Genomic DNA, 24,265 nt, shown 5'->3' with positions numbered 1-24,265 from the left:
CCAGTATTTAAGCAATTACTGGGAAGGCGAGCCCCACTGCCACTCCCACAGCCACCGCCAAGGCGATCATCCCCACCACCCAGGCGAAGTCTCCCCACGACTCCGCTAGAAAAGCGCCCACGACCAACACAGCCAGGGCAAGGGCGAGGGGGGCCGCTGGCGGAAAGACGGCAGCGGGCGCTAAGACGGCCAGCGCCCCAGCCAGAGAGGAGACGAAGGCGAACGCGGACGACTTGGCCGTGGCGTACAGCGCACGGGTGTGCAAAAGAGACCACCTAAGCCACTCCTCCCTCAGAGAGACCTTGTAGGCGACCTCTTTGACCTCTTGCATCTGTTGAACAAACTCCGCTACGAAGACCGTAAGCGCGTTTATCGAAGCCACTACCACAGCCAGCGACACCAAGAGGTCTAGGCCTATGCCGCCTCCCCTAAAAATTAGCGTGGCAGAGAGAGTGCCCGCAGTAATTAGGCCGTCCACTACGCCTAGGACTAAGTATCTCACGTGGTCGCACCGGCCTGCGGTATATACTCGCCGACTACTACCTCATCGATAGAATGGACAACGCCGCCGACTCTCTCAAGAGCCTCTTCCACCTCTCTGTAGTCTATGTTCTCCCCCTCGACCACTATTGCGAGCCCCAACACGTCTACATCCACATCGTCTACGGTAATTCTAACCGCCTTCACGCCCTCCACTTTATAGAGCTCTCTGGCGACGTCCACTATTGTCACACCCTTGGTAGGTATCGCCGCGTCTATCACCATGCGACGTATTGGAGGACGATCCCCCACAACCCTATCTAGGTGCCACTTTTAAAGCTTTTACCGCCTCGCCTCCACATGGGCGGATAGGTGCCGCGGGGCATGACCACCCGGTCGGTCCGCGCCACAAGCCCCTTCTCCATTTTCTTAACCTCCTCACTGTCGACAAGCGCTCTTCCAATGCCTATGAGCTCGCCCTTAAGCGTAAAATAGGCCACTAAGTCGCCGCGGCTAAACGGGTGTTCAAACTTGGCCACGCCGGGTGCAGCGAGGGGGGCGCCGTTGCAGAGGGCGTCAACGGCGCTGTCGCGGACCCAGATCTTGGGCAGAGGTCTCGCTATCTCCTCTATTGGGAGCAACACCCTCCTGAGATATGTATCATCGCCGTACTTCTTCCAAATGTAGTACGCGTCTGCCAAGTCCTGCAGAGTCACGGCCTCGTCCTCTGTAAAACACGAGACCGCCACGCGGCGGAGCTCCCTCATATTTGCCCCAACCCCCAAGATTTCCCCCAAGTCGTGGATAAGCTTTCTAGCATAGGTGCCGGCCTCCACGTGCATTTTCAGCACTGCGTACCTCCCGTCAAGCTCCAAAAGCTCCAGGGAGTAAACCCGGCGCGTTCTAAGTTGCCTCTTCACCGCGGAGCGGAGCGGGGGCTTCTGGTAGATCTCCCCCTGAAGCTCCTGCAACACCCTCCGCAGATTTTCTACGTCTACATCGCCGTGGAACTTGGCCACGGCTATGTAGACCTTGTCCGCCCTAGACAAAGCCATAAGCACCTTAGTCCCCTCAGCCACGGCCACTGGAAGGACACCGGACACCTTCGGGTCCAGAGTGCCCGAGTGCCCAGCCCTCTCCACTCCCAAAATCTTCTTCACCCACGCCGCAACCTCGTGGCTAGTCGGCCCCCTGGGCTTGTCTAAAATGAGAAAAGAGTACCGTATGTGCTCCTCTGCGCTTCTACTCGACGGCGGTTTGCCCCACTGCGGATTCGTCCCCTCCTCCAGTTTTACAAAAACCTCCCTACTGCCGCACTTCACTTGACGTCGGCTGGAGTAATTTCAAACAGCTTCGGCTTTACTCTCTCCTTCATGTACTCCACAAGCCCTGCCGCCTCTAACGCCTTAAGCACCTCCTCGTCAGAGGCGCCCTTCTTAATCTCAATCTTCTTGTCTGTGGGCTCGATGTGGTTTATGTTCACTCTCCTGCGCCTTACGCCGCTCAGCGACTTGGGGCCGGTAATTACCACGTAATTCTCGTCGACTATGTCCACTACCACCGCCTTTCTGCCAGCCTCTCTGCCCAACACTTTGACTACGACCCTGCCCACATCTATAACCTTGACCATCGAAAGGGGAAAAAGGGTGGGGTTTTAAATCTTAACAAAAGGGGGTTACTTCTTTTTCTCCTCTTTCTTCTCCTCCTTCTTCTCCTTCTTCATGTGCGAAGACTTGTGGCACATATTTAATTCTTTCTTTAATTATTCGTATGCCTCTCTTTAATAATTTGAAAAGAGATAGGGCCATATTTAAAATTTATTCAAGAGGTGTTAGAGGCAATTTAGTTTACAAAAGTACAAGGATAGTTATTTCTAAGTCTATGAGATAACGTCGAAAATACATTATACAAAGTATTTAACCATGAGGCTACAGCCCCACGTGTTTACATGCCCCATTGGGTGCCCCGCCGACTGTTGCAAATTTGAGGCATACGAAGATATGCCAGTGGTGCTGGAGGAGGAGATAGAGGTGCTCAAACGCGAGGCAGAGAAGATAGGCGTCAAGCTGGAGTTTGAGCCAATAGGCTCCTACAACGGCGTCAAGTTGTACAAGTGGATTATCAGAGGGTGGTGCCCCTTCTACAAGGGCAAGTGCACTATCCACGAGAAGAAGCCTCTCGCCTGTAGAATATACCCGCTCGTCCTAAACCTCAAGACGGGCGAAATATACCTCTCAGAGAAGTGCCTATGGGTAAAGGTAAATGGCCCAAAGCCCCTCGACCACTTCCCCGCAGAGAAGGAGGCAACGAAGAAACTATTGATAAAGCTAAGGATTAAGTAGGCCGTGGTGGAGTTCATAGTGGAGGGGCCCTGGGACGACGACGAGAAGTTGGCCATTGGAGTTGGCTTGTCCATGACCTTTAGACGCGCCCTAGTCCACGCAGAGCCCAGCCCCAATGCGCTAAAAGCCGCCGAGGGGGCCGTCTGGGGCGCTCTACTCATAAAGCCTTGCCCGCCCGGCCTCCCCTGCCACAGAGACATAAAAGAGGCCGTGGCCGTGTCCGAGGCAGAGCTCGCGCTTGTGGGCTACGAGGGCCCCGACCCGCCGACGACAACGCGCCGAGTGTCCACATTCAACAAGCACTACATGAGGCCCTGGAGGTGGGCCAGAGGCGGCGAAGAGGCGAAAGTGGGCCACCCGCTCCTCCCCCTAATGTCCTGCCTCTACACCCTCTTGAAGATGAGAGACGACGTGCCGATAGTAATCTCCGACGTGAGACTAAAGCCCACAGCCCCCGCGGGGCCCGACTACATGGTTACGCCGACATGGCACCTCCCAAGAGAGGTAGCAGAAGTCGTAGACGTGCATCTGCCCCCGCTCAAGGCCGGGGCAATAGCGCTGGGCGTCTTAATGGGAGGCTACAGGGCGGGCCCCGTCATAGCCATAGTCAAGCAAAGAGACGAGCTGGCGGAGACCGTCGTGAAGATGGGGGGCTACGTAGTGGCACTAAACGAGGAGGGAGACCCCTGCCAACTCTTCGAAAGGCGGGCAGTGGGCTACAGCCCCAAGGTCAGCAAATACACAGTGGACCCAGCGCTCTGCGACCGATGCGGAGAATGCCTAAAAACCGCCTGCCCCGCCATTACGCCGTCGCCGGCAGGCCACCCACAGATACTCCCCACTTGCACGGGCTGTAGCGCCTGCGCGCTGGTATGCACAAGAGGGGCCATACGCTGAAGGTACAATTCACAGGAGACAAGGTGGTAGTGGGAGACAGAGAAATCGACATACGCGGGGCAAGACCCATAGACCTCATGCTCGCGGCTCTGGCATATGGAATTGGGGCCCGGTACATAGACGCCACAGGCGAGCCATTTGAAATGGAATGCCACATAGAAGGCTACCAAATAACTTGTACCACAAAATGCACAGGCCAGGAAGAAAAATGCTTGGTATACCAAACCTTGACAAAAGGCCTGTTAAAACTCCTATGCGTCAAAGAACCTCCATCTTTACAACAGTGATGTAAGTCTCGTACCTCTTCACAACTTTCAAACCTTTCTTTTCATGCTCTTTCTTCTCCTTACTCTCCTCCGACATGAGTCCTACATTCAATCTGCTTAAATAATGTACTTTACACTCCTCTTTATATACTAGAAGAACTAACTTGACACAAGCCGACGTCGGCCACGTACAATTTGAGAGAATGACGCTGGCGGGCCCGATGGGATTTTTGGGCGGCTTTGCCTGAACCCACGACCTACGGCTCCGCAGGCCGCCGCTCTATCCAGGCTGAGCTACGGGCCCTACCGATGTTTGAACTCGTTGTTTATAAGTTTAGCAACGGTTAACAAAGAGCGAACGTATGAAGTGACGAGCGGCCGCACACGGCTAAAAACTTATAAAGCGGGATGTACAGGAGATGTAGCCCCGGTAGTCTAGCCCGGTCAAAGGGAGGCCCGACTAGGGATGTGGGCCTTATGTACGCTACAGGCCAATCGAGCCCATGACCCGGGTTCAAAAGGGGAGCCCCTGAGAGTCCCGGCCGGGGCACCACGTCTTTATATTACAAGATACAGTAGAGAAAGTAGGGGGCGTATGCGGTTCGAGTTAAGGATACATCTCCGTGGTGTAGAGAGGGGGTTGAGGAATAAAAGATGTGAGGATGTACTGCGAATTATCTTACTGCGCATGTCCTGCCTTATTTGCATTGAGTACGCGAATAGCACCTTTCTGAGCTTGGCCGCGGCTTCTGTGAGCTTTTCCACGTCCCATTTGTCTAAGTGCCCTTCGTAGAAGTTTATGTGGAGTTGTTCTATTGCAGCGAAGAGGGTGATAGTCTCGGGGTCGTGTTCCATGGCTATTTTCCTAACGGTGGCCCACACGAGTCTGTGGGTGTGGTGTTTAAGGCCCTTCTTTTCGGCGGCCGCTTTGACTAATTGGACCACTGAGTTCCAAATTTTCTCGCTTCCCTGTCTCAACTCGCCTTTTTCCACTAGCTCGAGCCCCTCACGCCAGAAGTGTTCGGAGGACTCTACGTAGAAGTCGACGCGCTCGCTGGGGTCTAGGGTCTCCTCGACCAGTCTATAGAGATACGCCACTGGGTCTTCGTCGGGTTTTTTCCTCTTGATAAAGTCGACGAGGTGTTGAAGTGCGTCCATGGGCCAAAATGGGTGTGCAGTTATAAGCTAAGTCGGCACGTTTTGCTTGGCTGAGCGTATTTTGGCGTAGGCGGCGTATAGGGCTAGTGAGGTGAGAGCCCAAGCGGCTATGCCCAGGGCGCCGATACCGAGGTACAGCTCTCTAGCCTCTGGGGGCAGATAGCTCGCGGCCACTGTAAGGGGCCAGAGGGCATTCACCGCGCCGTGTAGCGACGCGGCGGGAAGGACGCTGTTCTTGGCGAAGAGGAGGAGGGGGTAGGTGAGGGCGGTGGTAAACGCGGTGAAGAGGGGCACTCCCAGCCACCTATTGTAGTAGTAGTTGTAGCCTAGGAGCAGTATGGCCGACGCGTGCCACAGCCCCCAAACCACGCCTATTATCACTACGTTGCGCAAATTGGCCTCGCCGCCTAGTCTGCGGAAGAGGTAGCCCCTCCAACCTATTTCCTCTCCCAGCGCCACTACGGCGTTTATTGTAACCGCGGCTATGTAGGCCCCAGCGATTTGGGCATACGCAACGATTCTAGCCAAGGCCTCGGCGTCTTGGACTGGGTATTGCCTAATCGCGTTGGCTATTGCGTCTATGTACGCCTGGAATTGGAAGAGGCCTAGGGGGGCCGCCAGCGCGATGTATATCCCCAAGGCCCCGTAGACGACGAGGGGAGCGAAGAAATAGGGCAAGAGGACCCTCCCCGAGAGGCCGACTATCTCCTTCAGCTCTCTCAGCCTCCCCTCGGCCCACAGAGCAACGACTACTGCGAGTGCCACGCTCCACATTCTTGTAATCCCCCACACGGCGAGCCCCGTGGGCGAGCTGGCCGCCGGGGTGACAAGTTCTAGAGCGGCGACGTCGAGGACGAGGGCTGTGAGATACGCCGTGGCTAAGAAGAGCGGCACTGCGGAGGCGGGCTTGCTCATGTACACAAGTGGCCGGCGTTATTTAAGCGTTCAGGGGAGTGGGTCGAGCTCCTCTAGGGTGTGGGGGTCTATCCTAATTTTGCCTATCCAAACCTCGTCGAAGTCCTCCGTCGATGCGTAAAGGGTTGGCTTGGGCTCAAACTTCTCTACTACGCCGTAGCCCACAAGCTTCTTGCCCTTGTACAAGGCGGCGAATATGTGGCGTAGGTAGTGCGAGGGCACTGCGTATTCCCTGCCTTTTTTCTCCGGCTCTTCCACGTCGGCGGCCACGTATCTGCCCCAGAGGCAGGTCAGGCCTTTGTCCCACGCGCAGTTTCTAAGCTTGTCGAGCTCTACGGCGACCTTTCCCCTCAGCGATACGTGGCGTCTGTAGGAGTAGACGCGTAGCTCTTTCCTCTCTTGGGGGCCGCGGGGCAGGGCGTACTTCGGCCGTGACACCACGGCGCCGGGCAATACCCTCTCGCCTATGTTTACAACCTCGGCGGCTGTGGCGTCGGCCAAAGCCTTGAGCAACTGCAAGCCCCTCCCAGTGGTCCACCCAGGGGTGTTTATTAAGACGAGGTGGGGGTACGTGGACATGGCCTCCTTCAACGCCCACACTACCCCCGCCACGAGGAGGTCTTCAAGCCCCTGTAGATTCGCGGCGCCTACGTAGTAGGCGTTTAAGGGGCTGAGCTCTGAGATGTGTGGAACTTGCGCCGAGGTGCAACTATATGCCACAAAGCCTGGGGGCCCTATGTCGGACTGGCCCACGTCTGCGTCTACTACGCACACCCTCTTCCCCCTGGCCACGTGCACGTTGAGGAGGAATGTGGCCAAGCTACTCTTCCCAGCGTCTGTGGGCCCCACGAGGGCCACCACATCCACCGCCTCGAGGGCCCAGTCGGGCGGAATGGCCGGCTCGGCCACTAGCGCGACTTCGCCGCCTTTTAACTTGAGCGTGGCGGGGCCCTCCACTGGGTACCGCTTGTGGGGAGGTACTGTGAAGCTCTCGAAGTGGCCTCCGAACACGGCGCATTTGCCCGCGCAGAGGACCTCTGCGGGGCCTTTTACAAGCGCCGCGTGGCCTGGGGGCACTTCGATGGTAAACATATAAGCACGGGGGCTTGGGTATATATGCGATTGCTCCTATTACTTGCCTTGTTGGACGACCTCCTGCTATTGGCGGCTCCCGCGGTGGTTGCTCTGGCGCTGTACGCCCTCGGCGTAATTCCGTTGTGGGCCGCCGCAGCGGTGGCGGCGCCCTTTGCCGCCTTGGCCGCCTACGTGGGGGCTAAGGTGGTCAAAGAGAGGCCTAGGGGGTTTGCCTACGTGGGCGGGAGGGGGGTAGCCGTGGAGGATTTGGGGCCTAGGGGCGTGGTGAAGATAGGGGGAGAGTACTGGAGGGCCGTATGCGTGGGCGGTTGCACCGTGTCTGCCGGCTCGTGTGTAGAGCTTGTGGAAGTGCGCGACGGCGTGGCCTACGTCACGCCTTGTTAGAGGAGGTTTAGAAACTCCCAAGCACTTTTCATCACGGCGAGCTCTTGCTTCATCTTTGCGTAAGTCTCATCGTCGATTTTCCCCGCGGCCTTTGCATCCTCTATCCTCTTTTCAAGTTCCACCAGGTCAAATTTGCTTAAATACTCCCGCGTCAAGGCCCTGGCCCAGAGGTATCTCACTCTGCCCTCGACCTCGGCGATTTTCTCTGTGAACTCCCCTAGCCGCTTCTCCAGCTCGTCTATCTTCTTCTGCAACTCCTCGGAGAGGGTTGCGTAGTCCCTTTCCGAGATTAAGCCCAGCTCCTTCTTGGCCAAGAGGACTTCCATCTCCTTCTTTAAGCTGTCTACCACGTTGCGGAGCTGGTCGACGCGTATTTTGACCTTGGGCAAGTCGGCGTCCCAACTGGCCTTGGCCTTTGTGGCAGAGTCCACGAACGCCCTCCACGCCTCTTCAATGGCCTTGAGCTTCTCGTCGTACTGCTTCAACAAGTTCTCCAACTCGCCTAGGGCTAGGTATGCGACGTCGAGGCTCATTTCATCAACTCCTCAAGCTCCTTCTTAAGTCTTTCATAGGTTTCTCTGCTTATCTTCCCCTCTTGCAGAAGCTCCTCCAGCTTGGAGAGAGACAGCTTAAGCGATATGACCTCTGCGCTTGTCGAAGTGGAGAGAACCCGCCTGAAGTGGACGCCTAGGCTCTCCTCTAGGGCGTCGTACTTGGCTTTCACCTCGTCGAGGAGGGCGCGGAGAGAGGCCAACTTCTCCTCGAGGTCTCTCCTCAGCTGGTCGTAGGCCTCTGGGGGTAGGAAGTCCCTCTTTAGCTCGAGCTCCGCCAACCTCTTCTCGTACTCCGCGATTGTCCTACTGAGGAGTTCCTGCGACCTGAGCAGAGACATCTTCTCCACCTCCCACTGCCTCCTGATGTTCACCACGTTTTCCTCGTACTCCTTCCACGCGCCGTCTAGTTTTTTGACGAGGTCGTCGAATTTCAAAATCACGTTGTCAATGACAGGCTTTATGGCTCTTTCAAATTCTCCACTGGGCCGCTCGGCGGCTAGGGGGAGCACATCGGCCAGCGGCTTGGGCGCCGCCTCTGGAGGAGCCGCGGGCTTGGTGACTTCGCGAGAAAACCTAATAAAGATGGGGCACTCGGTGTAGTTGCCTATACAATACCAGCTGAAGGGGTCTATGGGCTTGTTGTTATAGCTACACACAAAGCCGCCTTCTACACGCCTAAGCGCCGGACAAACGCTCATGCCCCCCAACTATTGGAAAATATATATTTGTTACGGACTGCGCATTAGGGCTTAAGCGGAGATAGGGGCAAGGCGGCGGCTTTTCTCAAGTCCTCAAGGGTCCCCACGTCAACGAACTGCGCCTCCTTTGCCACATACACAGCCACGTGGGGGATGAGGGACTGGGCTAGGGCGTCCATGTCTAAGTATTCCTCGCCTAGCTTGACGCCGGATATTATATAAATCCCGGCGGCTGTTACGTACTCAGAGACAGGCTTCTCTCTCCACGCCGCCAGCCTCTCCCCCTCTACGTGGAGGGCGCCAAAGCGCATCTGTTGCCTCAGCCTATACGCCACAATCGTCAACTTAGCCCCAGAGGACTTGTGAAGAGAGAAGGGAGCACTCAGTTCTAGGTTGGTCAACACGTCGGTGTTTACCACCACGGCGTCGTCTCCCCCAACCCACTCCATGACGTAGTAGAGCTGGCCAGCCGTCCCCAGCAATCTTCTAGACCTTATAAAAGCTATGTCGGGGTGTCTCTCGGCTAAGTACCGCGCCAACACGTCTTGCATATAGTACCCCACCACAGCCACGTCCTTAACCCCGTTTAGCCTAAGCCACTCCAACACATAGTCCACGAGGGGCTTGCCCCCCACCGAGACGAGGGCCTTAGGCACAAAATATGTAAGCGGCCTAAGCCTTGTGCCAAGACCCGCAGCTAGTACAACACCTTTCACGAAATGCGCCACGCAGTTACCATATATATCTTAGCCTCAGTTAAACCACACTAAGAAACGCAAAAAGGCGAAAACTCCGAGCCTCTTTTGTCGATAGCGCACCTATAAGTAATCTCCAAGGCCCCGTCTCTTCAGATGAACTTGTATTCTTTCTACCTCCTTCTCTATCTTCTTTACCTCGGCCAAGATGTCCTTCTTGGGCTCCTCCTCTCCTCCGGCCTTGTAGGTGCAATACCCCTCTGGGGTCATGGCCCTTGCCTCACAGTAGGCGTATTGACATTTTGCGCCAATGCACTCGTCGTTTAGCCAGGTACACCAGAATACGATTTTGTTCCCCTTTACTGTAGGTTTCAACGCCTTTTTTCCGCATCTGAAGAGCGAGGAGCTGTTGGGGCCGTAGACGCAGCGGGGACCTAGGCACAAAGTCCTCTGCACTGTTTAAACTACTCTTGTATATTTAAATCTTGTAGCCAAGCGATTCTAAAAACGCCACCACCTCCCAGCGGCGCGGTGAGGAGCGGGCGCCTGGCCTCGTCACCTTGATGGCGGCCGCGGCGTTGGCAAAGAGCAGTCTCTCGTAGATGTCTCTCCCCTGTAGAAACATGGCGATGTAGGCGGCGGCAAAGGCGTCGCCAGCGCCCGTGGTGTCCACGGCGTCTACTCTAAACGCGTCGACTTGCAAAAGCCTAGCTCCGTCGTAGGCAACGGCGCCCTCTGGGCCCAGCGTTACCACCAGCTCCCTCGCCTTTAGCTCCTCGGCGAGCTTCTTGACGGCGCTCTTGTCCGAGGAGCCGGTCAACAGCCGGGCCTCTGCCCTGTTCATAAAAATCACGTCTACTCCCTCGGCCACGGATTTGACCACGTCAAGCCCCTTCTTAGCCAAGGCCGTCCCTCCGTCTATGGACACGGTGGCCCCCACCTCCCTGGCTATTTCCCTAGCCCGGGCAATTATCTCTACTCTGCCAGTAGCCAAGTGGATGTGTCTAACCCCGGCGAATTTCTCCACAGTGAGGTCGCTCGGCGAGAGGCCGAGGTTGGCCCCCCTGTAGGACAACATGCGCTTAGACCCGTCTAAGTGCACTAGCACCACCACGACGCCGGACCTGGCGCTGGGCACCCTCTTCACGTGGGAGATGTCTACTCCCTCCTCTCTGAGCTCGCGGAGAGCCATCTCCCCCAGCGGGTCCTCCCCCACTGCGCCGATGAACCTAGCCCCAAGTCCCAGCCTCGCCACGGCCACGGCGAAGTTGGCCGCGGAGCCCCCGCCCCCGGTGTAGAGGTCAAAGGCCTCCACGTTTTCGTCTACGCCGGGCAGTTCGCCCACCTTTAAATACACGTCGAAGTTCAGGTTGCCGACAGAGGCCACTAACACAGTGCTCCAAAGCTATAAAAATATATATGTTGCAAGAGGCGTGGAAGTGCAGAAGTTGCTAGAGGTGAGAAAGGTCATAGAGGAGAAAATCGCCAAGCTCCAAGAGGAGTTGAAGTTCTACACCTCCCTCCTCGAGGTCATCGACAAGGCCATAGGCGAGAAGTCCTTCTCCACGGCGGCGCAAGCCGCGCGGCAGGAGACAGAGAGACCGGAGGCGGTGGAGGAGGTGAAGGGGAGGAGCGGCGAAGTCTACGCCACAGTCGAAGTGTACAGAGACAAGCTCAGGATAAAGTTCAAAGAGCCGGTAAAAGTGGACGGCCTCTTCAAACGCTTCTACTTGGACAAATTCCTGCAGAAGTACAGAGAGGAAGACGCGAGAGAGGTTAGGCAGGGGGCTCTGAGGCAGGAGGAAGCGCTGAGGTACGAGCTAGAGGAGCAAGAGGGCGAGGCCACGGCGATGACTATCTACAACTATAGGACAGAGGAGAGAAAGAGGGAGATTCTGAGAGTGCTCAGGTGGACCCTTGAAAAAGTGTACGGCGGCTAGGGGGCGGCAATCTTATTAAGAGGGGCGCCATTTTCCACATGCAATTCGGCGAGTTGGCCAAGGTCTTAGCTGCCGTGGAGAGCACGACGCAGCGGACCACCATGGTGAAGCTACTCACCTCGCTCTTTAAAAAGGCCAAACCGGAGGAGATCGATAAAATTGTATACTTCATCCTGGGCGATTTGAGACCCCCCTGGGAGGGGGTAGAGCTGGGTGTGGCCGAGAAGCTCTGCATCCGCGCCATCTCAAAGGCCACCGGCCTCTCGGCCGCGGAGCTCGAGGGGTGGTACAAGAAGAGCGGAGACGTGGGCGAAGTCGCGAGGAGAGCCCTGGCGGCGGGCAAGAGGCCCACTCTCCTGGCCTTCGCCCAGCAGAAGCCGCTGGAGGTGGCCGAGGTTTACGACACCTTGCTCAAGGTGGCCAAGGCCGCGGGAGAGGGGGCCCAGGACTTGAAGGTGTCTCTCCTCTCCTCGCTCTTCTCCCGCGCCTCGCCCGAGGAGGCCAAGTACATCGCCCGATTTGTAGTTGGGAAGCTCAGGCTGGGAGTAGCCGACATGACTCTCATAGAGGCCCTCTCCGAGGCCTTCGGCGTGTCTAAGGAGGGGCTTGAGAGAGCTTACCACGTCTACCCCGACCTAGGCCGCCTGGCGAGACATGTGGCAGAGGGGAGGCCGCTGGAGGAGATAAAAATCACGCCGGGGGTCCCTGTTCTCCCCATGCTAGCCCAGCGCCTCTCCTCGGCGTCGGAGATCTTGGCGAAGCTAGGCGGCACGGCCATCTGCGAGTACAAATACGACGGGGAGAGGGCCCAGATACACCTAAGAGAGGGCTCGGTGAAAATATTCAGCAGGAGGCTTGAGGACATTACCCACGCATACCCCGACGTGGCCAAGGCCGTGAAAGAGGCGGTCAAGGCGAGGGAGGCCATACTGGAGGGCGAAATTGTGGCAGTGGACCCAGACACCGGGGAGATGTTGCCATTCCAAGAGCTTATGCACCGGAAGCGGAAACACGACGTGGCTGAGGCAATGGAGGCCTACCCCGCAGTCCTCTACCTCTTCGACCTCTTGTACGTAGACGGGGAGGATTTAACCACCCAGCCCCTCATCTACAGGAGGCTACGCCTATCCGAGGTAGTAGAGGAGGGGGGAGACGTCTACATAGCCAAGTGGGGAATGTTCGACGGCGCGGAGGATGTGGACTTGTTCTTCCACGAGGCCGTCTCCCTGGGCACAGAGGGCCTCATCTGCAAATCCCCCACTTCCACATACGAGATGGGGGCCAGGGGCTGGAACTGGATTAAGTACAAGAGAGACTACAGAAGCGAAATGATAGACACAGTAGACCTAGTGGTAGTGGGCGCTTTCCACGGCAGAGGAAAAAGGGCAGGCCTCTACGGGGCGTTTCTGCTGGCGGCCTACGACCCCTCAACCGACATGTTTTACACAGTGTGCAAAGTCGGTAGCGGATTCACAGACGCAGACCTCCGCAGGATGTACGACATGCTCCAGCCCCTCAAAATACCCCACAGACATCCAAGAGTAGTCTCCAAAATGCAGCCAGACGTCTGGTTCGTGCCCCAGGTGGTGATAGAGGTGATAGGCGCAGAGATCACCCTCTCACCCCTCCACACGTGTTGTATAGGCGCGGTGAAGCCCGGCGTGGGGCTCGCCATTAGATTCCCACGATTCACCGGCCGCTACAGGACAGACAAAAGGCCAGAAGACGCCACAACCACAAAAGAGCTCGTGGAAATGTACCAACGCCAAAAGAAAGTACCAACCACCTAAAGTTATTTTTATAGCTCTCGTAAGTGTTGTGGAGGAGTTTAAGAGACTTCTCAAGCGGCTGGCGGAGGAGGATAGGGAGTTTCTCAGAGGGGTTCTGCTAGAGGCTATTGGCGATAGTGGGGCTGAGGAGCTTGTGGAGACCCTGCTGAGGAGCCCGAGGGCTAGGGCTAGGCTTGCCGCCGAGCTGGCGGCTATGATCACAATACCGCTCAACGTAGCCACAAAAGACGACATCAAGGCCCTAGAGGCGAAAATGGCGACAAAGGAGGATTTACAGCGCTTTGCCACTAAAGAGGACTTAGAAAGATTTGCAACCAAGGAGGACATCAAACGCTTGGAAGAGAGAATGGCGACTAAGGACGACCTTAAGGCCTTGGAGACCAGAATGGCCACAAAGGAGGACTTGGAACGCTTTGCGACTAAAGAGGATATAAGGCGGCTGGAGAATAGGATGGCTACTAAGGAGCAGTTTGAGTCTTTGGCAATCTCCGTCGAGGAGATGGCTAGGGAGTTTGTAGAGTGGTTTTTAAAACAGAGGGGCATTGTGTGCTCCGCCCAACGCCTCCTCTTGGACGAAGAATACGAATTCGACGTCTACTGCGCCGCCGGGGATGTGGCAGTCTTGGGAGAAGCCAAGGTGAGATGCGGCCCCAACGACGTAGAAAGAGTCGTGGCCAGGGTCGAGGAGGCTGTGAGAAGGTGGCCCGACAAGTTCCCGGGGCGGGTGGCCAAAGTTTTGTACTGCCAACTCGCGGCGCCTAAGGCAGTAGAAAAGGCGCGAGAGCTCGGGGTGTGGTTAATAGAGACAAGGAGAGAGCTGACGCCGTTACAATTATAAGTCAACTTACCTGCTTTGGCGAGCGGCAGAGATCGAACTGAGCGTGGAGCTAAATGAGGCGCTTGAATATTCTAGGATTGAAAGCACATCTATGTACGAAACGCGGAGAGTGATACCGCGAATAGTGGGGCATAAGCCGTGCGCGGCTCGGGGTCTTGGCAAAGCGGCTTGAGCCATTAGCGTTACGGCCTGGCGACGTAGAAACAACGAGCTACTGCCTATTCGCAGTGTGCTTCAACACCAGCTCTAGGTATGTCTCTTTGACCTCTTCCACGAGGCCTAGGAGGGAGGCTATGCGCCTCAGCTCCTCCACCGCGCCCAGTATGTCCTCCTCTCTGGCAACCACCTTCTCAATCTCCACGAACTCCCCCAGCCCCTCCACCTCGTCCAGAGAGACCAAGACCCCAAGCCCCTCGTAGTACTCTCGCCGCTTCTTAACCACGGCCACTTTTGCAAAGCCAAGCTTCTCCAACAGCTCGACAACTGAGGGCTCCGCTGACGTGGAAACTTCAACGCGGGTCTTGGCGCCGGCGCCTACTCTAGGCCCCTTATATGTCAAAACAGCAGAGCGCCCCGACACTCTGACCCGGAGGGCCTCGTCCGTGGCGGCGAAGTCTCTACAAGGGTGCTGGAAGTATGTGTCCACCTCCTCAGAGACGCCCCAAGGAGAAAAGCCCAAAGCCAAAACCCTTCCCCTAACTTCGCCAAGGCGGGCGCGGTACTTAACCTCCACCTCTAGCATACTGTTTACACGGCGGCCGCGACGGGTCGACGACGGCGAATCCGAAGAGGAAGCATCTGCCCGTCACTGGGCCATAGTAGGCACACTCAGAGCAGTTGTCCGGGCGGCCCAAGACAACTTTTACAACCGCCGTGACCCTCCCGCGAGCAGGCATCACAGGCGATACCTCGGCAACAGGCGGCCTCGACGGCGGCGGAAGCTCGACAGGCCTAGGCGGCTCTGGCCTAGGCACCTCAGCCGGAACAACTGGCGGAGGTGGAGGTGACGGAGGTGGCGGCGGCGGGGGCGGTGGAGGAGGCGGCGCTACGGGCACGACCTCGCTTGGCTGCGGCCTCGCAGGCGGGGGAGCCTCGACGGGCTTTGCCTCTACCGGCGGCAGAGGCTTGGGCGCCTCGGCGGCGGCCGGCCTCGGCGGGGCCAGCTCGACGCCTGCGAGCTCTGGGAACTCGGCCCTCGCCCTCTCCTGGACCACGCGGAGGACCTCGTCAACAGAGACGTCACCCTCGCCCACCTTGACGCCGTCTATGACCACAGCTGGGAACTTCGACACGCCGTACTTCTTCAACATATTCACCAACGAGCGGTAATGCGGAGGAACCTTATCGGGCGGTTCGCCGAGAAGCTTCAACACTTGGTCCACAGCGTCCGGCCTAATTTTCACAGTGGCAAGCCTCACTTTATCAGGCCTCTGCACCTTCCCCCTAATCTCCTCTACAGCCTTCTTAAGAGCCCCCTCAAGATCGCCGCTCTGCCCAGACACTACGAACAACTCAATATACATAGGAACGACAAGGCCCACCAATATAAAGTTAACGCACAAATTGCTTTATTACACGCGACTTCCACAGCTCTCGCTCAATTACCTCCCCCTCGGGCCTAACCTCGTAGAAAATTCTGGTAGAGAACTTGTAAAGGGTGCCCCCCGCCCCGCCCATGGACTCCACGTAGCGGAGGAGCGCCTCGCCGAACAGCCTCCGCTCAATGATAGTCTGGGGGAGGACGACAAAGCGCCGCTCCCCAGCCTCCACATACACGCCTTCCCGACCCCAGGCGAAGTTAGACAGGTCGCCGTCCCACTCCGAGAGGCCCTCTACGAGAGTTACCTCGACGACAGAGCGGCGCAGGTCGAACTCGGTGAAGCGTGGGATAGATACGGCGAGCCTAGCCGCTATGCGGGCGACGTCGTGCCCCAAGTCTTGCATTGGGAAGACAGTGCCAAGCGAGCCCCGCACCTCCCGCCTCTCGTAGCCGCCGGACCTCACAATCCCCTCCACAGTGACAAACACACCGTACTTAAGGCCTAGGAGGGCCTCAGGCGGCTCGGGAAGTGCGAGGCCCCGGAGCTTGTGAACCATGGAGAGACGGGCGTGTGAGACCAAGAGCTGTCCAAGCATGAGTAAAATGAGAGAGGGGGTTAAAAAGGTGGGTGGTAATATGGGAAAAAGAGGGGTTTTACTTCGGCGGGGCCAAAATCTGCATTAAGCGTCTCCTCCTCCAGTTGTTGTACTCAATGATTATAATCGCCAGAATCACCACGATCACCAACAGCAACAGCGCGTAGAGCACCAGCGTTGGAAGCGGAATCCTCGTGCCCAAGAAGTCTAGCCCAGCAGTGCCCGGCACAACAACTTCTACATTCGCAGTCTGGCCAGGCTGTAGTGTCACTTGCGTCGAGGCCTGCTTGTTCAAGGCAGAGACTGTCACCGTGTACTGCCCAGCAAGCACCTCGAGGTTCTTAGGCGACGTGGAGAAGCTCTGCGACACTGGGCCACTGATCTGAACAGCGGTCACATATCTATCAATTGGCTTCCTATCGTCGTCCACAGCAGTGACGCTCAACACGGCCGTGGGCACTTGCACAACAACTGTCTGCGACTGCCCAGGCTGCAGTGTGACAGTCTGCGTAAAGTCTTTGCCGAAGACAGACGTCTTCACAGTGTACTGCCCAGCAAGCACCTCCACTGGCCCAACAGTGCCCTGCCCAGCCGCCACGCCAACAATTTCGACTGGCCAATCGCTCCTCACTTTACCAAAGCCGTCCTTCGCCTGGGCAGTGATCTTGGCAGTGGGTATCTTAATTGCGACAACCATCTGCGGACCCCTCGCCGTGAAGGCGGTAGTGTTAGTAAAGCCTAAGCCAGTGGCTCTAGCCACATAGCGCTGACCCTCCACCACCTCTGCAGATACTTGGCCCATGCCAGAGGCAACATTCTCGAGCACAACTGGCCAGTCTTGTCTAACGTTCCCAAAGCCATCCACCGCCTGCACCACAACGCGGACAGTGGATATGGGTATCTGCACAGCGAGGGCCTTCTGCGTTACCTCAAGCGCCTGCTCCTTCACAAGAGCCTTGCCCTCCGGCGTAATGACATTAGTCACCACTCTCACCGTGTACGGCTGGCCTAGCACGTCGGTGCGCGGCAGGACGACGTTGACAGAGCCCTTGCCCTCCGCCGCAGTTATGTTGCCGTAGAGCACTTGCACAGTCCAGTCGGACCTCGGCGCGCCGGTTGTATCAACGGCGGAGATCGACACCACGCCAGTCAGGCCAAGCTCTGCGAAGTCTAGGCCAGCGGCGAGGTCGGTGGTAGTGCCCCTATACACGAGGAACCTTCCGCCCTTCACAGGCACCTCCTGGCCGCCAAGTGTCACGTGAGTTACGTAGATCTCCACCGGGTACGAGTAGCTCAGCGGCAACTTGCCACTTATAGTCATCACACCGCCAGACACTGTGAACGGATACACGACGTCCTTGACTGTGCCGTTGACAAACTGCACGCCCTTTACAACTATGTAGCCGCGAGTCGCCGAGTTCTTCACAGGCACCTGCGAGTACGTAATCACTTTGCCCTGGACGTTGTAACCAGTCGATGGAACAGATGCGCCACGCTCTATGTCAAACTTGCCAGCCGCCACCAAGGCGCCGCTCTGGTCATACACGTAGTAGTAATACGACGTGGCAGGTATCTGCGACATCACGCCACTGGCGTACTTCGAAATTCTCAAGTCAACAATCTGCGCACCGCCATCGGAGGCAGTACTGTTCAGCGATGTAACTAGGTTGCCAGAGGTGCCAGCGTCTATCACCCGCACCCACATGTTGTTCAACGGCCTCCCAGCCTCGTCGTACACAGACACAGTCACCGGATAGACGTACGTCCTAATTTTGTCAACAACGCGGGCGTCGCCTAACTCAGTGACGTCGCGGCTAATGGTCTGGTCGTAGATCCATATGGTAAACTCCGGCAAGCCCTTAATCAGCGTTACAAGGTAGCCATTGTACCAAGCCACGCGCACCACTGGGCTGGCGATGGCGGGCAACGGGTAGATCAACTGGCCGTTAGCGCCGGTGTACACGACGGCGTATAAGGCGCCGCTTCCGTCAAATAGAGCCACAGTCTGGTTGGCAAGCGGCCTGTCGTTCCAGTCGCGTATCTCCTTAAGCGGCAGAGTCGGGTAGTTGAAGACGTACTTGTAGTCGTAGTCGCTGGCGTCTGTCCTCAAGTCGCCCCAAGTACCTCTCGTGATCTCAGTGATCTTGCCGTTTAATATGCCGAACGTCCAGTCGGAGGTCTCGGCGTGGCTGGCGTACAGCACGTTCTGCACATAGTAGGCAGAGGTCAGCGGCTTCAAGTAGGCTGACAGCGGCTTGTCAGTGGATATGCCAAAGTGCTTCAACGCGTCTAGCAACCCGGCATGGTAGACGTTGAGACCGTACTCGTAGTTGGGCTGTACAAGCTTAAACGCCCACACGTCGCTTATGTTGAACATGTAGGTTCTGCCGAAGCCGTAGCTGTTCAGCAACACGGTCCTAGTCTCGCTGGCGTTGACGCGGACAGGCGCCATGGGTATGCTGTACTTGTAGTCGCGGTATTTCACGTTCAGCGAGTCAACGACGATTGGGAACTTGGCGTTGTTCTGCACAGTCAAGGCGTCGAGCGCGACGGTGGGCAGCTTAAACACGCCGCCGGCTAGCCACATGGCAGTGGAGTTCCACATCTGTACACGCGTGTAGTTGCTCAACACCAGAGCGCTGGTGCCGCCTGTGCCAAAGCCTAGGCCAGTGATGCGGCCAGAGCCGTCGAACTCGTCTAAGAACGTCTGACTCACATAGCCGGCCGGGCAGACGTTGGGCACGAAGTTCACCACTAAGTACTTCTCAAACTTGTACACGTTGATCGTCACCTTGTCGTCTTTCACAGTGTAGCTGTAGTACTTAGTGCCAAGCGCCGGGCCCTTGCTCGGGTCGTCGCTAGCCGCAATTATCCAGACTCTAGCAATGCGGGAGCCACCCACAGCGGTCTTGTAGTACCACGACGGCAGTAGAGCAACCTCGCCAGACTTCACCACATAGGTAATCGGCGTGCCAAAGCCGCCGTAGGCATCGAACGTTTCATCAAAACCGTTGGCGCTCGACAGCATCGGATCAATGGCATATACCACAGTGGCTGGGTCTATGCGCTCCGGCACGCCCGGTGCAGTTGGCACAGTGCACTCATACTCGGAGACGCTGGTGTAGTTGGCGGCGAGAGGCACCAGCTTCACTGCGCAGACGCTGTATGGACCAGTCTTCGGGTCGTACATCATGAACGTAATGTCAAAGCGGACGGTGGCCTTGCTTACAGCTATGTCGTAGGCCTTTGCGCCAACTTTGCCGAAGTTCAACGGCAACAACACCTTAACCCTTGTGCCCCTCGCGTCTTTCAGCATGTCAGTCAAGTTGTACACAATACTGTCAATCTTAGTGCCATTGGCGAAGTACGCAGTGATATTCACCAAGGCCTTGCCGCCGCCACCAGCCTTCCAAGGCAACTCCACAGCCAGCGTGCGGTAGTTTGCCACATTAACGCCTGTCAGTGTCAACTTGTACTTATACTCATCGTCCTCGCCCGCTGCTACTTGTCCAGCGGGTTGTGCGCATATCTGTGTAGCGCCCGGATATGCCAACACTTGTAGCACGTCGTTGCGCTCCACTACGTTGGTTGCATGGTATAGCACATTGTACTGTGCAAACAGCCAGTCGTACGGCACTAGGAACCACCTGTCAAAGCTCACCACATACTCGGTCGAAGGCGCCGCAGAAGATGTTAACGCCTTCCACGTGTAGCTGGCGTTAGTGGCGGCATAGGTGATGGTAGCGGGGCATGAGCCAGCACTCACAGTAATTTGCAATGTTAAATCGCCCCCACCGAGCGCAACCACTATATTACCACACTTTGCTATAGCCGTCAAGTCAATTGTGTAGTTGGCATCGACGGTAGCTACATAGTTCTTTACATACGAACCACCTACTATCGCTAACTCTGCAGTTATTATTAACTGTGGCTGAACGATATTGCTATTTTCAGTGCCATTGTACGAAGTCACCTTGAAGTACGTCGCGTTGTTATTCGGATCTGGCACTATCTTTGCGCCAACAATGGTGATGCTCGCGGAGCCGCCAGCCGGTATGGTGACAGTGCCGCTACCAGCCGGTATGGTGTTCAACTGGCGTATTGGTATAGTGGTGGAGATGTAACTGTTAAGCACAGTAGACAGGTACTTGGGCGCGGTGGCGTTTCTCAGAATTGCCAGGTTGGGCAGGTATACGAAGTCGCCGCCAAACTGTGCAGGCTTGTAGGCACCATAATATACGGAAGCTGGCGGAGTAACAAACGCTGTAACATTGTCATTGTACAACGTGGCCGTGCCCTTGGCTAACTCGTCCCTTATCAAGTAGTAGAGGTTGTAAGTCTTGTACATTGTATCAAACGGCGCAATTAACTGCGGCACTAGCGACTTGTTGGCGAACATGCCGTCGGTCTTATTGAGGGCTAGCCCTAGGTAGACGTCTGTGATTGTGAAGCCCACGAAGGTGTCAACGGGTAGCCTCATGCTCTTGGTGTAGGTGGTGACGTTCACTGGGTATACGTCGGCCTTTATGTCGACCAGTGGACCAGTTATTGTGACATAGTCGTCGAAGACCTTCTGGCCCATGTACCACACCACGAACCTAAACCTCTGGCCCTTCATGAAGAGCCTGGCTATCTCCGCGGTACCAGCCTGCGACGGCTTCATGTCACAGAGGTTGATAATGTCCTTGGGCTGCTGCGACGTCAAGAGATAGACCGCTGCGTATCTGTCGGTCGAGGCGTTGGCGACGTATCCAGCCATGGCCGCAAGGGCGTACGCGTTAATCGCGGCGGAGTAGTTGGCAGTGGTATACTGCGGGCATCCAAGCGCCTTCTTAGCCGCGTCCAAATACTTGCTGGCCAAGTTCAAGTAGATGGAGCGCATACCAGTGATGCCTATGGCGCGGAAGTCGGTTAAGATCTTGAAGTCGCCGTTGCCGAAGTCTCTCCAGATCGAGGCGTAGGCGTATGGGCTATAATCGTCGGCAAGCAACAGCGTCACGTTCAACAAGACGGGTCTCGTGGCCTGTGGGTACGGGCCTAGGAAGACGGGCTGGCTCCTCAGCAAGTACTTGCCGGTCTTGTCAAACACTCTCACCACCAAGTCGAACACCTCCACGGGCAAGTCTATGGCGTTCTTGGCACAGATATACCGAGTAGCATTCTCAGCCGTCAACGCCATCGTCTTGGAGTAGACCACTAAGCCGCTGTCAATCGCGCCTCTTGTGCCCAGCGTATAGACATTGTCAGCCGGCGTGAAGCCAAGCGCCTTGGCGTATGAGGCATAGTCGTTCTTTCTTGTAATCTGGTCGTAGGTGTAGCTCCACCTCTTGTCGCTTGTAGGTACTATTGTGCGGACTTGCACTCTAAACGGCACGCCTATGGGCACATTTGGCTCATAGGCGTAGCCGTCCTTATTTGAGATACTGCGGGCAATCTCGTCGCCCGTGGCTGTGCTGAATACTCTAACGACGAAGCCCATCAGTGGCTCCTTCAACGGGTCGTAGTCCACAGAAACCGCCTGACTCCACACTCTGAACTGCAATGGCGCTATGGGCAAGTAGAGGACTGGCTTTTTGACAACGCCGAATTTGATGGGTATGTTGAACCACGTGGGCTGCGACGACGGTATCTTTGTTATATTATCCACGGGGTATAGTGTGTAGCCGTAGTAGTTCAATACGGCGTAGGCTTGTACATACCCGCCGGTGAGGTCGATCTGCGGATTGCCCCACTCGTCGATGGGTATGAACAAGTCAACTGGCACCTCGCTACCAAGCGGCAACTTGGCAATGGTGTAGTTTCTCCCGCCCACTGTTATTACCAGCGATAGGCTAGCTCCAGACAAGCCGGCGCCAACACCGTACACCGGGTTGCCACAAGCGTCCTTGAGCAAGATATTCTGGAACACCCTGACGATTGCGATGTGTAACACATGCTCTCTATCGTAGAAGCGGCCAGGTTGCAATATTTGCAGGGCATACATGTCTTTGCGTTCGTCATCGCCATATTTCTCCTGTAATGCGTCGCCTGCCCTTGCGTGTATCAATAAGCCGTACTTGTCTATCACTGGGTAATAGGCCTCTAGGTTGGCTGTACCGACGAGAACTTGCCCGCTGTAAATCCTAAACTTGTATCCGTACTTCTGTACTAAGCCTATTCCAAACTTGGCGAAGAAGTCTCCATTTGCAAGAGCGTCTGAGTAGTTGTAGTACTCGAGTGTCACTCTGCCGCCTACGTTTGTGAGATTGGCGACTAGGGTGGGCAGTGGGAGATAGCCGCTTGTGTTGAATAGCGAGAGCAAGTGGGCTTTAACGTTGCCCACTAGACCGGGCACCACTTGGTATGGCGGAAGTGCCCATATCACCTGGCCCAGCCACGGGTCATAGGTTACAGCTCCGTCGTACGCCATTCTGTCTAGGTACATTGTGTCGCCAGTAACTACAAACCTCAGCGATGCCAAGTCGAGTGGATCGGTGTAGTAGAACTCTCTCGATGCCAGAGGCAGAGAGTCGTTGCCCCACCTCCATAGCCTTATCTGAATGGGGAGCACAGACACGTTTAACACGCCCTGGAAATTGGCCGGCTCTAGCAACGCCGCCTCGAGGACTATTGCCTTAACGCTGTCGTTGCCCGCCGTGTATGAGTACTCTACTACAAGCTTGGAGATTAAGTCTTGGGTAGATATTTCGGCATTTGTGTTTGTCAACTTGAGCAGCCCCCCTAGTCTTGCAAGCGTGACTGGTTCATATAGGCGTAGAACTGCGCTTCTAAAGCCGTCGGGTCCCAACGACCTATAGCAGTTCATGATATCGCTGAAGGAGCTAATGGTACCGCAGACCTCGTTTAATACGGCCTTGGCATCGCCTAGGGTGAGCTTCCACGATGCTTGTGCTCTGCTAAATGTCACCCAGCTGTCGCCTACCTTCATCTGGATCTTGTACCTAAAGTTCTCTGGGTTGAATATGGGGTTACCCTTGAGGTCTAGGAGGCCAGTGACTGTGACTGTGTAGAGGGTCATGTTCCACACTACCAAACCGCAGGACAGCGGCACGGGTTCGCCGGTACCAGGCCCAGCTGTCCTATTCAAAGTGAACGCTACGAAACCTAGGGGCTCTACGAATGCATCATTTTTACTCTGAATCACTAGCCCGCGCATTCCCTCAATTGTTATGTAAACATAGTGATTGTAAGCTACTTTACCTGGGGCTATTGTTACCAGGTATGTTTCTGGACTTGTGCCAGCTTTCCCCAGTGATACAACGTATGTTGCTAAATATGTGAAAGGTCCGAATACTGCCGTAATTTTTCCATCTATACTTTTTACATAGTTTGTTGGGCCAGAAGCCGGTCCTATCGAGTCCTCAAGCGTTATGGTGGTACCATTTATTGTTACTTGTCTTGTGAAGGTGAGGTCATAGGGGTTCCCTAAGGTGTTAATGCCAACATAGAATGTGTGGATATAGCTGGAGGACAAGACGCCATATCTGTTATCGCCATGGTATACACGTAGTACACCCCCTGGCGTTACGTATGTGTCGAAGCCCGTCTTATCGGGTCTCCCGCTGAGGTTGCCTATAACATCTACCAGAGTTGCACCATCAAGCACCCGGCCGTAGACGAAGAAGTAATAGCCTTTTCTAGGCCATTCGACTATTATTGCCACATACCACTTAGATCTCTTTGTTACATCTACGCCAGCTGGCACGTTTATGTTAAACGTAACGAAGCCTGTCTCATTGGCAACTGAGGAAACTCTGTAGTCCTGGAACTGCGGCGGGTAGACGGGGTTTTGGGCTACCTCACGTATTATTAGGGTGAAGTTTTTACCCGCTGCGAATTTATAGGGAGGGTAGTGAGCCAAGCCCTTTTCCCAAGGAGCGCACAACGGATATCCGAGGGCCGCAGCCGCCCTAGCATCATTTATTTGCATCACCACATTGAAGGCTGAGGGCAGTGCTTGGCCAGGCCCATACTGGGCGTATGCCATTATTCCCAGGGCGGTTATTATTAGGAGTGCTAGTACTAACTTTACTTGGTTATGCATGAACCACAAATTGGTCGTCTTTTTAAAATTTTC

Annotated in this window: 24 protein-coding genes and 2 tRNA genes; 8 read left to right on the top strand and 18 right to left on the bottom strand. The window is 55.9% G+C overall.

Features of this window, described 5'->3' with window-relative positions; all coding sequences use genetic code 11:
* Positions 1–7 precede the first annotated feature (7 nt).
* From PCAL_RS00300 to PCAL_RS00280, 5 genes are read right to left on the bottom strand one after another with little or no spacing between them, the layout of a single operon-like run.
* Positions 8–502, bottom strand: coding sequence for a hypothetical protein (locus PCAL_RS00300; RefSeq protein WP_011848753.1), 495 nt, complete (start codon positions 500–502; stop codon positions 8–10).
* A complete protein-coding gene (locus PCAL_RS00295) occupies positions 499–792 on the bottom strand; it encodes a DUF211 domain-containing protein (protein WP_193322747.1) in 294 nt (97 codons plus the stop codon). The genes PCAL_RS00300 and PCAL_RS00295 overlap by 4 nt, the downstream gene beginning before the upstream one ends.
* Positions 793–800: 8 nt before the next feature.
* Positions 801–1,802 carry an RNA-guided pseudouridylation complex pseudouridine synthase subunit Cbf5 gene (locus PCAL_RS00290; protein ID WP_011848751.1) on the bottom strand — a complete coding sequence of 334 codons (1,002 nt, stop codon included), beginning with the start codon at positions 1,800–1,802 and terminating at the stop codon, positions 801–803.
* Positions 1,799–2,110, bottom strand: coding sequence for a 50S ribosomal protein L14e (locus PCAL_RS00285; protein ID WP_011848750.1), 312 nt, complete (start codon positions 2,108–2,110; stop codon positions 1,799–1,801). Before PCAL_RS00285 ends, PCAL_RS00290 begins: the two co-directional genes overlap by 4 nt.
* A gap of 31 nt (positions 2,111–2,141) precedes the next feature.
* Positions 2,142–2,288: a hypothetical protein gene (locus PCAL_RS00280; protein WP_193322746.1), complete on the bottom strand. Its 147-nt coding sequence runs from the start codon at positions 2,286–2,288 to the stop codon at positions 2,142–2,144.
* 132 nt (positions 2,289–2,420) lie between these two features.
* Between PCAL_RS00280 and PCAL_RS00275 the strand changes: the two genes are divergently transcribed.
* From PCAL_RS00275 to PCAL_RS00265, 3 genes are read left to right on the top strand one after another with little or no spacing between them, the layout of a single operon-like run.
* Positions 2,421–2,822 carry a YkgJ family cysteine cluster protein gene (locus tag PCAL_RS00275; protein WP_193322951.1) on the top strand — a complete coding sequence of 134 codons (402 nt, stop codon included), beginning with the start codon at positions 2,421–2,423 and terminating at the stop codon, positions 2,820–2,822.
* Positions 2,823–2,825: 3 nt separating this feature from the next.
* Entirely contained in the window at positions 2,826–3,719 is an 894-nt protein-coding gene (locus PCAL_RS00270; RefSeq protein WP_011848748.1) for a 4Fe-4S ferredoxin, read from the top strand.
* Entirely contained in the window at positions 3,695–4,006 is a 312-nt protein-coding gene (locus tag PCAL_RS00265; RefSeq protein ID WP_011848747.1) for a hypothetical protein, read from the top strand. Before PCAL_RS00270 ends, PCAL_RS00265 begins: the two co-directional genes overlap by 25 nt.
* Before the next feature lie 189 nt (positions 4,007–4,195).
* On the opposite strand, the gene PCAL_RS00260 is transcribed toward PCAL_RS00265, so the two are convergent.
* A tRNA-Arg gene (locus tag PCAL_RS00260) sits at positions 4,196–4,289 on the bottom strand.
* 120 nt (positions 4,290–4,409) lie between these two features.
* Between PCAL_RS00260 and PCAL_RS00255 the strand changes: the two genes are divergently transcribed.
* A tRNA-Glu gene (locus PCAL_RS00255) sits at positions 4,410–4,538 on the top strand.
* A 5-nt stretch (positions 4,539–4,543) separates the two neighbouring features.
* On the opposite strand, the gene PCAL_RS00250 is transcribed toward PCAL_RS00255, so the two are convergent.
* From PCAL_RS00250 to PCAL_RS00240, 3 genes are read right to left on the bottom strand one after another with little or no spacing between them, the layout of a single operon-like run.
* Positions 4,544–5,143 (bottom strand): PaREP1 family protein, encoded by a 600-nt coding sequence (locus PCAL_RS00250; protein WP_011848746.1) that lies wholly within the window; start codon positions 5,141–5,143, stop codon positions 4,544–4,546.
* Between the two features lie 27 nt (positions 5,144–5,170).
* On the bottom strand, positions 5,171–6,058 hold the full coding sequence (locus tag PCAL_RS00245; protein ID WP_011848745.1) for a CPBP family intramembrane glutamic endopeptidase: 888 nt from the start codon (positions 6,056–6,058) through the stop codon (positions 5,171–5,173).
* 30 nt (positions 6,059–6,088) lie between these two features.
* The gene (locus PCAL_RS00240) at positions 6,089–7,150 is read right to left on the bottom strand and encodes a Clp1/GlmU family protein (RefSeq protein WP_011848744.1); all 1,062 of its coding nucleotides are present in this window, start codon (positions 7,148–7,150) and stop codon (positions 6,089–6,091) included.
* A gap of 24 nt (positions 7,151–7,174) precedes the next feature.
* Here PCAL_RS00240 and PCAL_RS00235 point away from each other — a divergent pair, with 24 nt between their 5' ends.
* On the top strand, positions 7,175–7,537 hold the full coding sequence (locus tag PCAL_RS00235) for an NfeD family protein (protein ID WP_011848743.1): 363 nt from the start codon (positions 7,175–7,177) through the stop codon (positions 7,535–7,537).
* Here the strand turns inward: PCAL_RS00235 and PCAL_RS00230 are convergent.
* The 5 genes from PCAL_RS00230 to PCAL_RS00210 form a co-directional block, all read right to left on the bottom strand.
* Complete coding sequence (locus PCAL_RS00230; RefSeq protein ID WP_011848742.1) at positions 7,534–8,070, bottom strand: hypothetical protein; 537 nt, start codon at positions 8,068–8,070, stop codon at positions 7,534–7,536. The two genes, PCAL_RS00235 and PCAL_RS00230, sit on opposite strands and share 4 nt — an antisense overlap.
* Positions 8,067–8,789, bottom strand: coding sequence for a hypothetical protein (locus PCAL_RS00225; protein ID WP_011848741.1), 723 nt, complete (start codon positions 8,787–8,789; stop codon positions 8,067–8,069). Before PCAL_RS00225 ends, PCAL_RS00230 begins: the two co-directional genes overlap by 4 nt.
* Before the next feature lie 44 nt (positions 8,790–8,833).
* Entirely contained in the window at positions 8,834–9,505 is a 672-nt protein-coding gene (locus PCAL_RS00220) for a nucleotidyltransferase family protein (protein ID WP_193322745.1), read from the bottom strand.
* Positions 9,506–9,607: 102 nt separating this feature from the next.
* Positions 9,608–9,940, bottom strand: coding sequence for a hypothetical protein (locus tag PCAL_RS00215; RefSeq protein ID WP_011848739.1), 333 nt, complete (start codon positions 9,938–9,940; stop codon positions 9,608–9,610).
* Between the two features lie 22 nt (positions 9,941–9,962).
* Positions 9,963–10,877 carry a carbohydrate kinase family protein gene (locus tag PCAL_RS00210; protein WP_011848738.1) on the bottom strand — a complete coding sequence of 305 codons (915 nt, stop codon included), beginning with the start codon at positions 10,875–10,877 and terminating at the stop codon, positions 9,963–9,965.
* 40 nt (positions 10,878–10,917) lie between these two features.
* Here PCAL_RS00210 and PCAL_RS00205 point away from each other — a divergent pair, with 40 nt between their 5' ends.
* The 3 genes from PCAL_RS00205 to PCAL_RS00195 are packed head-to-tail and all read left to right on the top strand — an operon-like array spanning position 10,918 to position 14,052.
* Positions 10,918–11,424 carry a hypothetical protein gene (locus PCAL_RS00205; RefSeq protein ID WP_193322744.1) on the top strand — a complete coding sequence of 169 codons (507 nt, stop codon included), beginning with the start codon at positions 10,918–10,920 and terminating at the stop codon, positions 11,422–11,424.
* Between the two features lie 38 nt (positions 11,425–11,462).
* Positions 11,463–13,214, top strand: coding sequence for an ATP-dependent DNA ligase (locus PCAL_RS00200; RefSeq protein WP_011848736.1), 1,752 nt, complete (start codon positions 11,463–11,465; stop codon positions 13,212–13,214).
* Positions 13,215–13,242: 28 nt separating this feature from the next.
* Positions 13,243–14,052 (top strand): hypothetical protein, encoded by an 810-nt coding sequence (locus PCAL_RS00195; RefSeq protein ID WP_011848735.1) that lies wholly within the window; start codon positions 13,243–13,245, stop codon positions 14,050–14,052.
* A gap of 211 nt (positions 14,053–14,263) precedes the next feature.
* Here the strand turns inward: PCAL_RS00195 and cyaB are convergent, their stop codons facing one another.
* The 4 genes from cyaB to PCAL_RS00175 are packed head-to-tail and all read right to left on the bottom strand — an operon-like array spanning position 14,264 to position 24,232.
* Positions 14,264–14,794, bottom strand: a complete 531-nt coding sequence (gene cyaB / locus PCAL_RS00190; protein ID WP_011848734.1) for a class IV adenylate cyclase — start codon at positions 14,792–14,794, stop codon at positions 14,264–14,266.
* Positions 14,775–15,575, bottom strand: a complete 801-nt coding sequence (locus PCAL_RS00185) for a hypothetical protein (protein ID WP_011848733.1) — start codon at positions 15,573–15,575, stop codon at positions 14,775–14,777. Before PCAL_RS00185 ends, cyaB begins: the two co-directional genes overlap by 20 nt.
* 28 nt (positions 15,576–15,603) lie before the next feature.
* Positions 15,604–16,188: an AMMECR1 domain-containing protein gene (locus tag PCAL_RS00180; protein ID WP_011848732.1), complete on the bottom strand. Its 585-nt coding sequence runs from the start codon at positions 16,186–16,188 to the stop codon at positions 15,604–15,606.
* 58 nt (positions 16,189–16,246) lie between these two features.
* A complete protein-coding gene (locus PCAL_RS00175) occupies positions 16,247–24,232 on the bottom strand; it encodes a hypothetical protein (protein WP_011848731.1) in 7,986 nt (2,661 codons plus the stop codon).
* Positions 24,233–24,265 lie beyond the last annotated feature (33 nt).

Origin of the sequence: Pyrobaculum calidifontis JCM 11548 (genome assembly GCF_000015805.1) — an archaeon.
Taxonomy (GTDB): Archaea; Thermoproteota; Thermoprotei; order Thermoproteales; family Thermoproteaceae; genus Pyrobaculum; species Pyrobaculum calidifontis.
This window is presented reverse-complemented; position numbering and strand designations above follow the sequence as displayed.

Coding starts and splice junctions, on each gene's coding strand:
- PCAL_RS00285 (WP_011848750.1), bottom strand. CDS start 2,110: ATGGTCAAGGTTATAGATGTGGGCAGGGTCGTAGTCAAAGTGTTGGGC.
- PCAL_RS00280 (WP_193322746.1), bottom strand. CDS start 2,288: ATGGCCCTATCTCTTTTCAAATTATTAAAGAGAGGCATACGAATAATT.
- PCAL_RS00265 (WP_011848747.1), top strand. CDS start 3,695: ATGCACAAGAGGGGCCATACGCTGAAGGTACAATTCACAGGAGACAAG.
- PCAL_RS00250 (WP_011848746.1), bottom strand. CDS start 5,143: ATGGACGCACTTCAACACCTCGTCGACTTTATCAAGAGGAAAAAACCC.
- PCAL_RS00245 (WP_011848745.1), bottom strand. CDS start 6,058: ATGAGCAAGCCCGCCTCCGCAGTGCCGCTCTTCTTAGCCACGGCGTAT.
- PCAL_RS00240 (WP_011848744.1), bottom strand. CDS start 7,150: ATGTTTACCATCGAAGTGCCCCCAGGCCACGCGGCGCTTGTAAAAGGC.
- PCAL_RS00235 (WP_011848743.1), top strand. CDS start 7,175: ATGCGATTGCTCCTATTACTTGCCTTGTTGGACGACCTCCTGCTATTG.
- PCAL_RS00230 (WP_011848742.1), bottom strand. CDS start 8,070: ATGAGCCTCGACGTCGCATACCTAGCCCTAGGCGAGTTGGAGAACTTG.
- PCAL_RS00225 (WP_011848741.1), bottom strand. CDS start 8,789: ATGAGCGTTTGTCCGGCGCTTAGGCGTGTAGAAGGCGGCTTTGTGTGT.
- PCAL_RS00200 (WP_011848736.1), top strand. CDS start 11,463: ATGCAATTCGGCGAGTTGGCCAAGGTCTTAGCTGCCGTGGAGAGCACG.
- cyaB (WP_011848734.1), bottom strand. CDS start 14,794: ATGCTAGAGGTGGAGGTTAAGTACCGCGCCCGCCTTGGCGAAGTTAGG.
- PCAL_RS00185 (WP_011848733.1), bottom strand. CDS start 15,575: ATGTATATTGAGTTGTTCGTAGTGTCTGGGCAGAGCGGCGATCTTGAG.
- PCAL_RS00180 (WP_011848732.1), bottom strand. CDS start 16,188: ATGCTTGGACAGCTCTTGGTCTCACACGCCCGTCTCTCCATGGTTCAC.
- PCAL_RS00175 (WP_011848731.1), bottom strand. CDS start 24,232: ATGCATAACCAAGTAAAGTTAGTACTAGCACTCCTAATAATAACCGCC.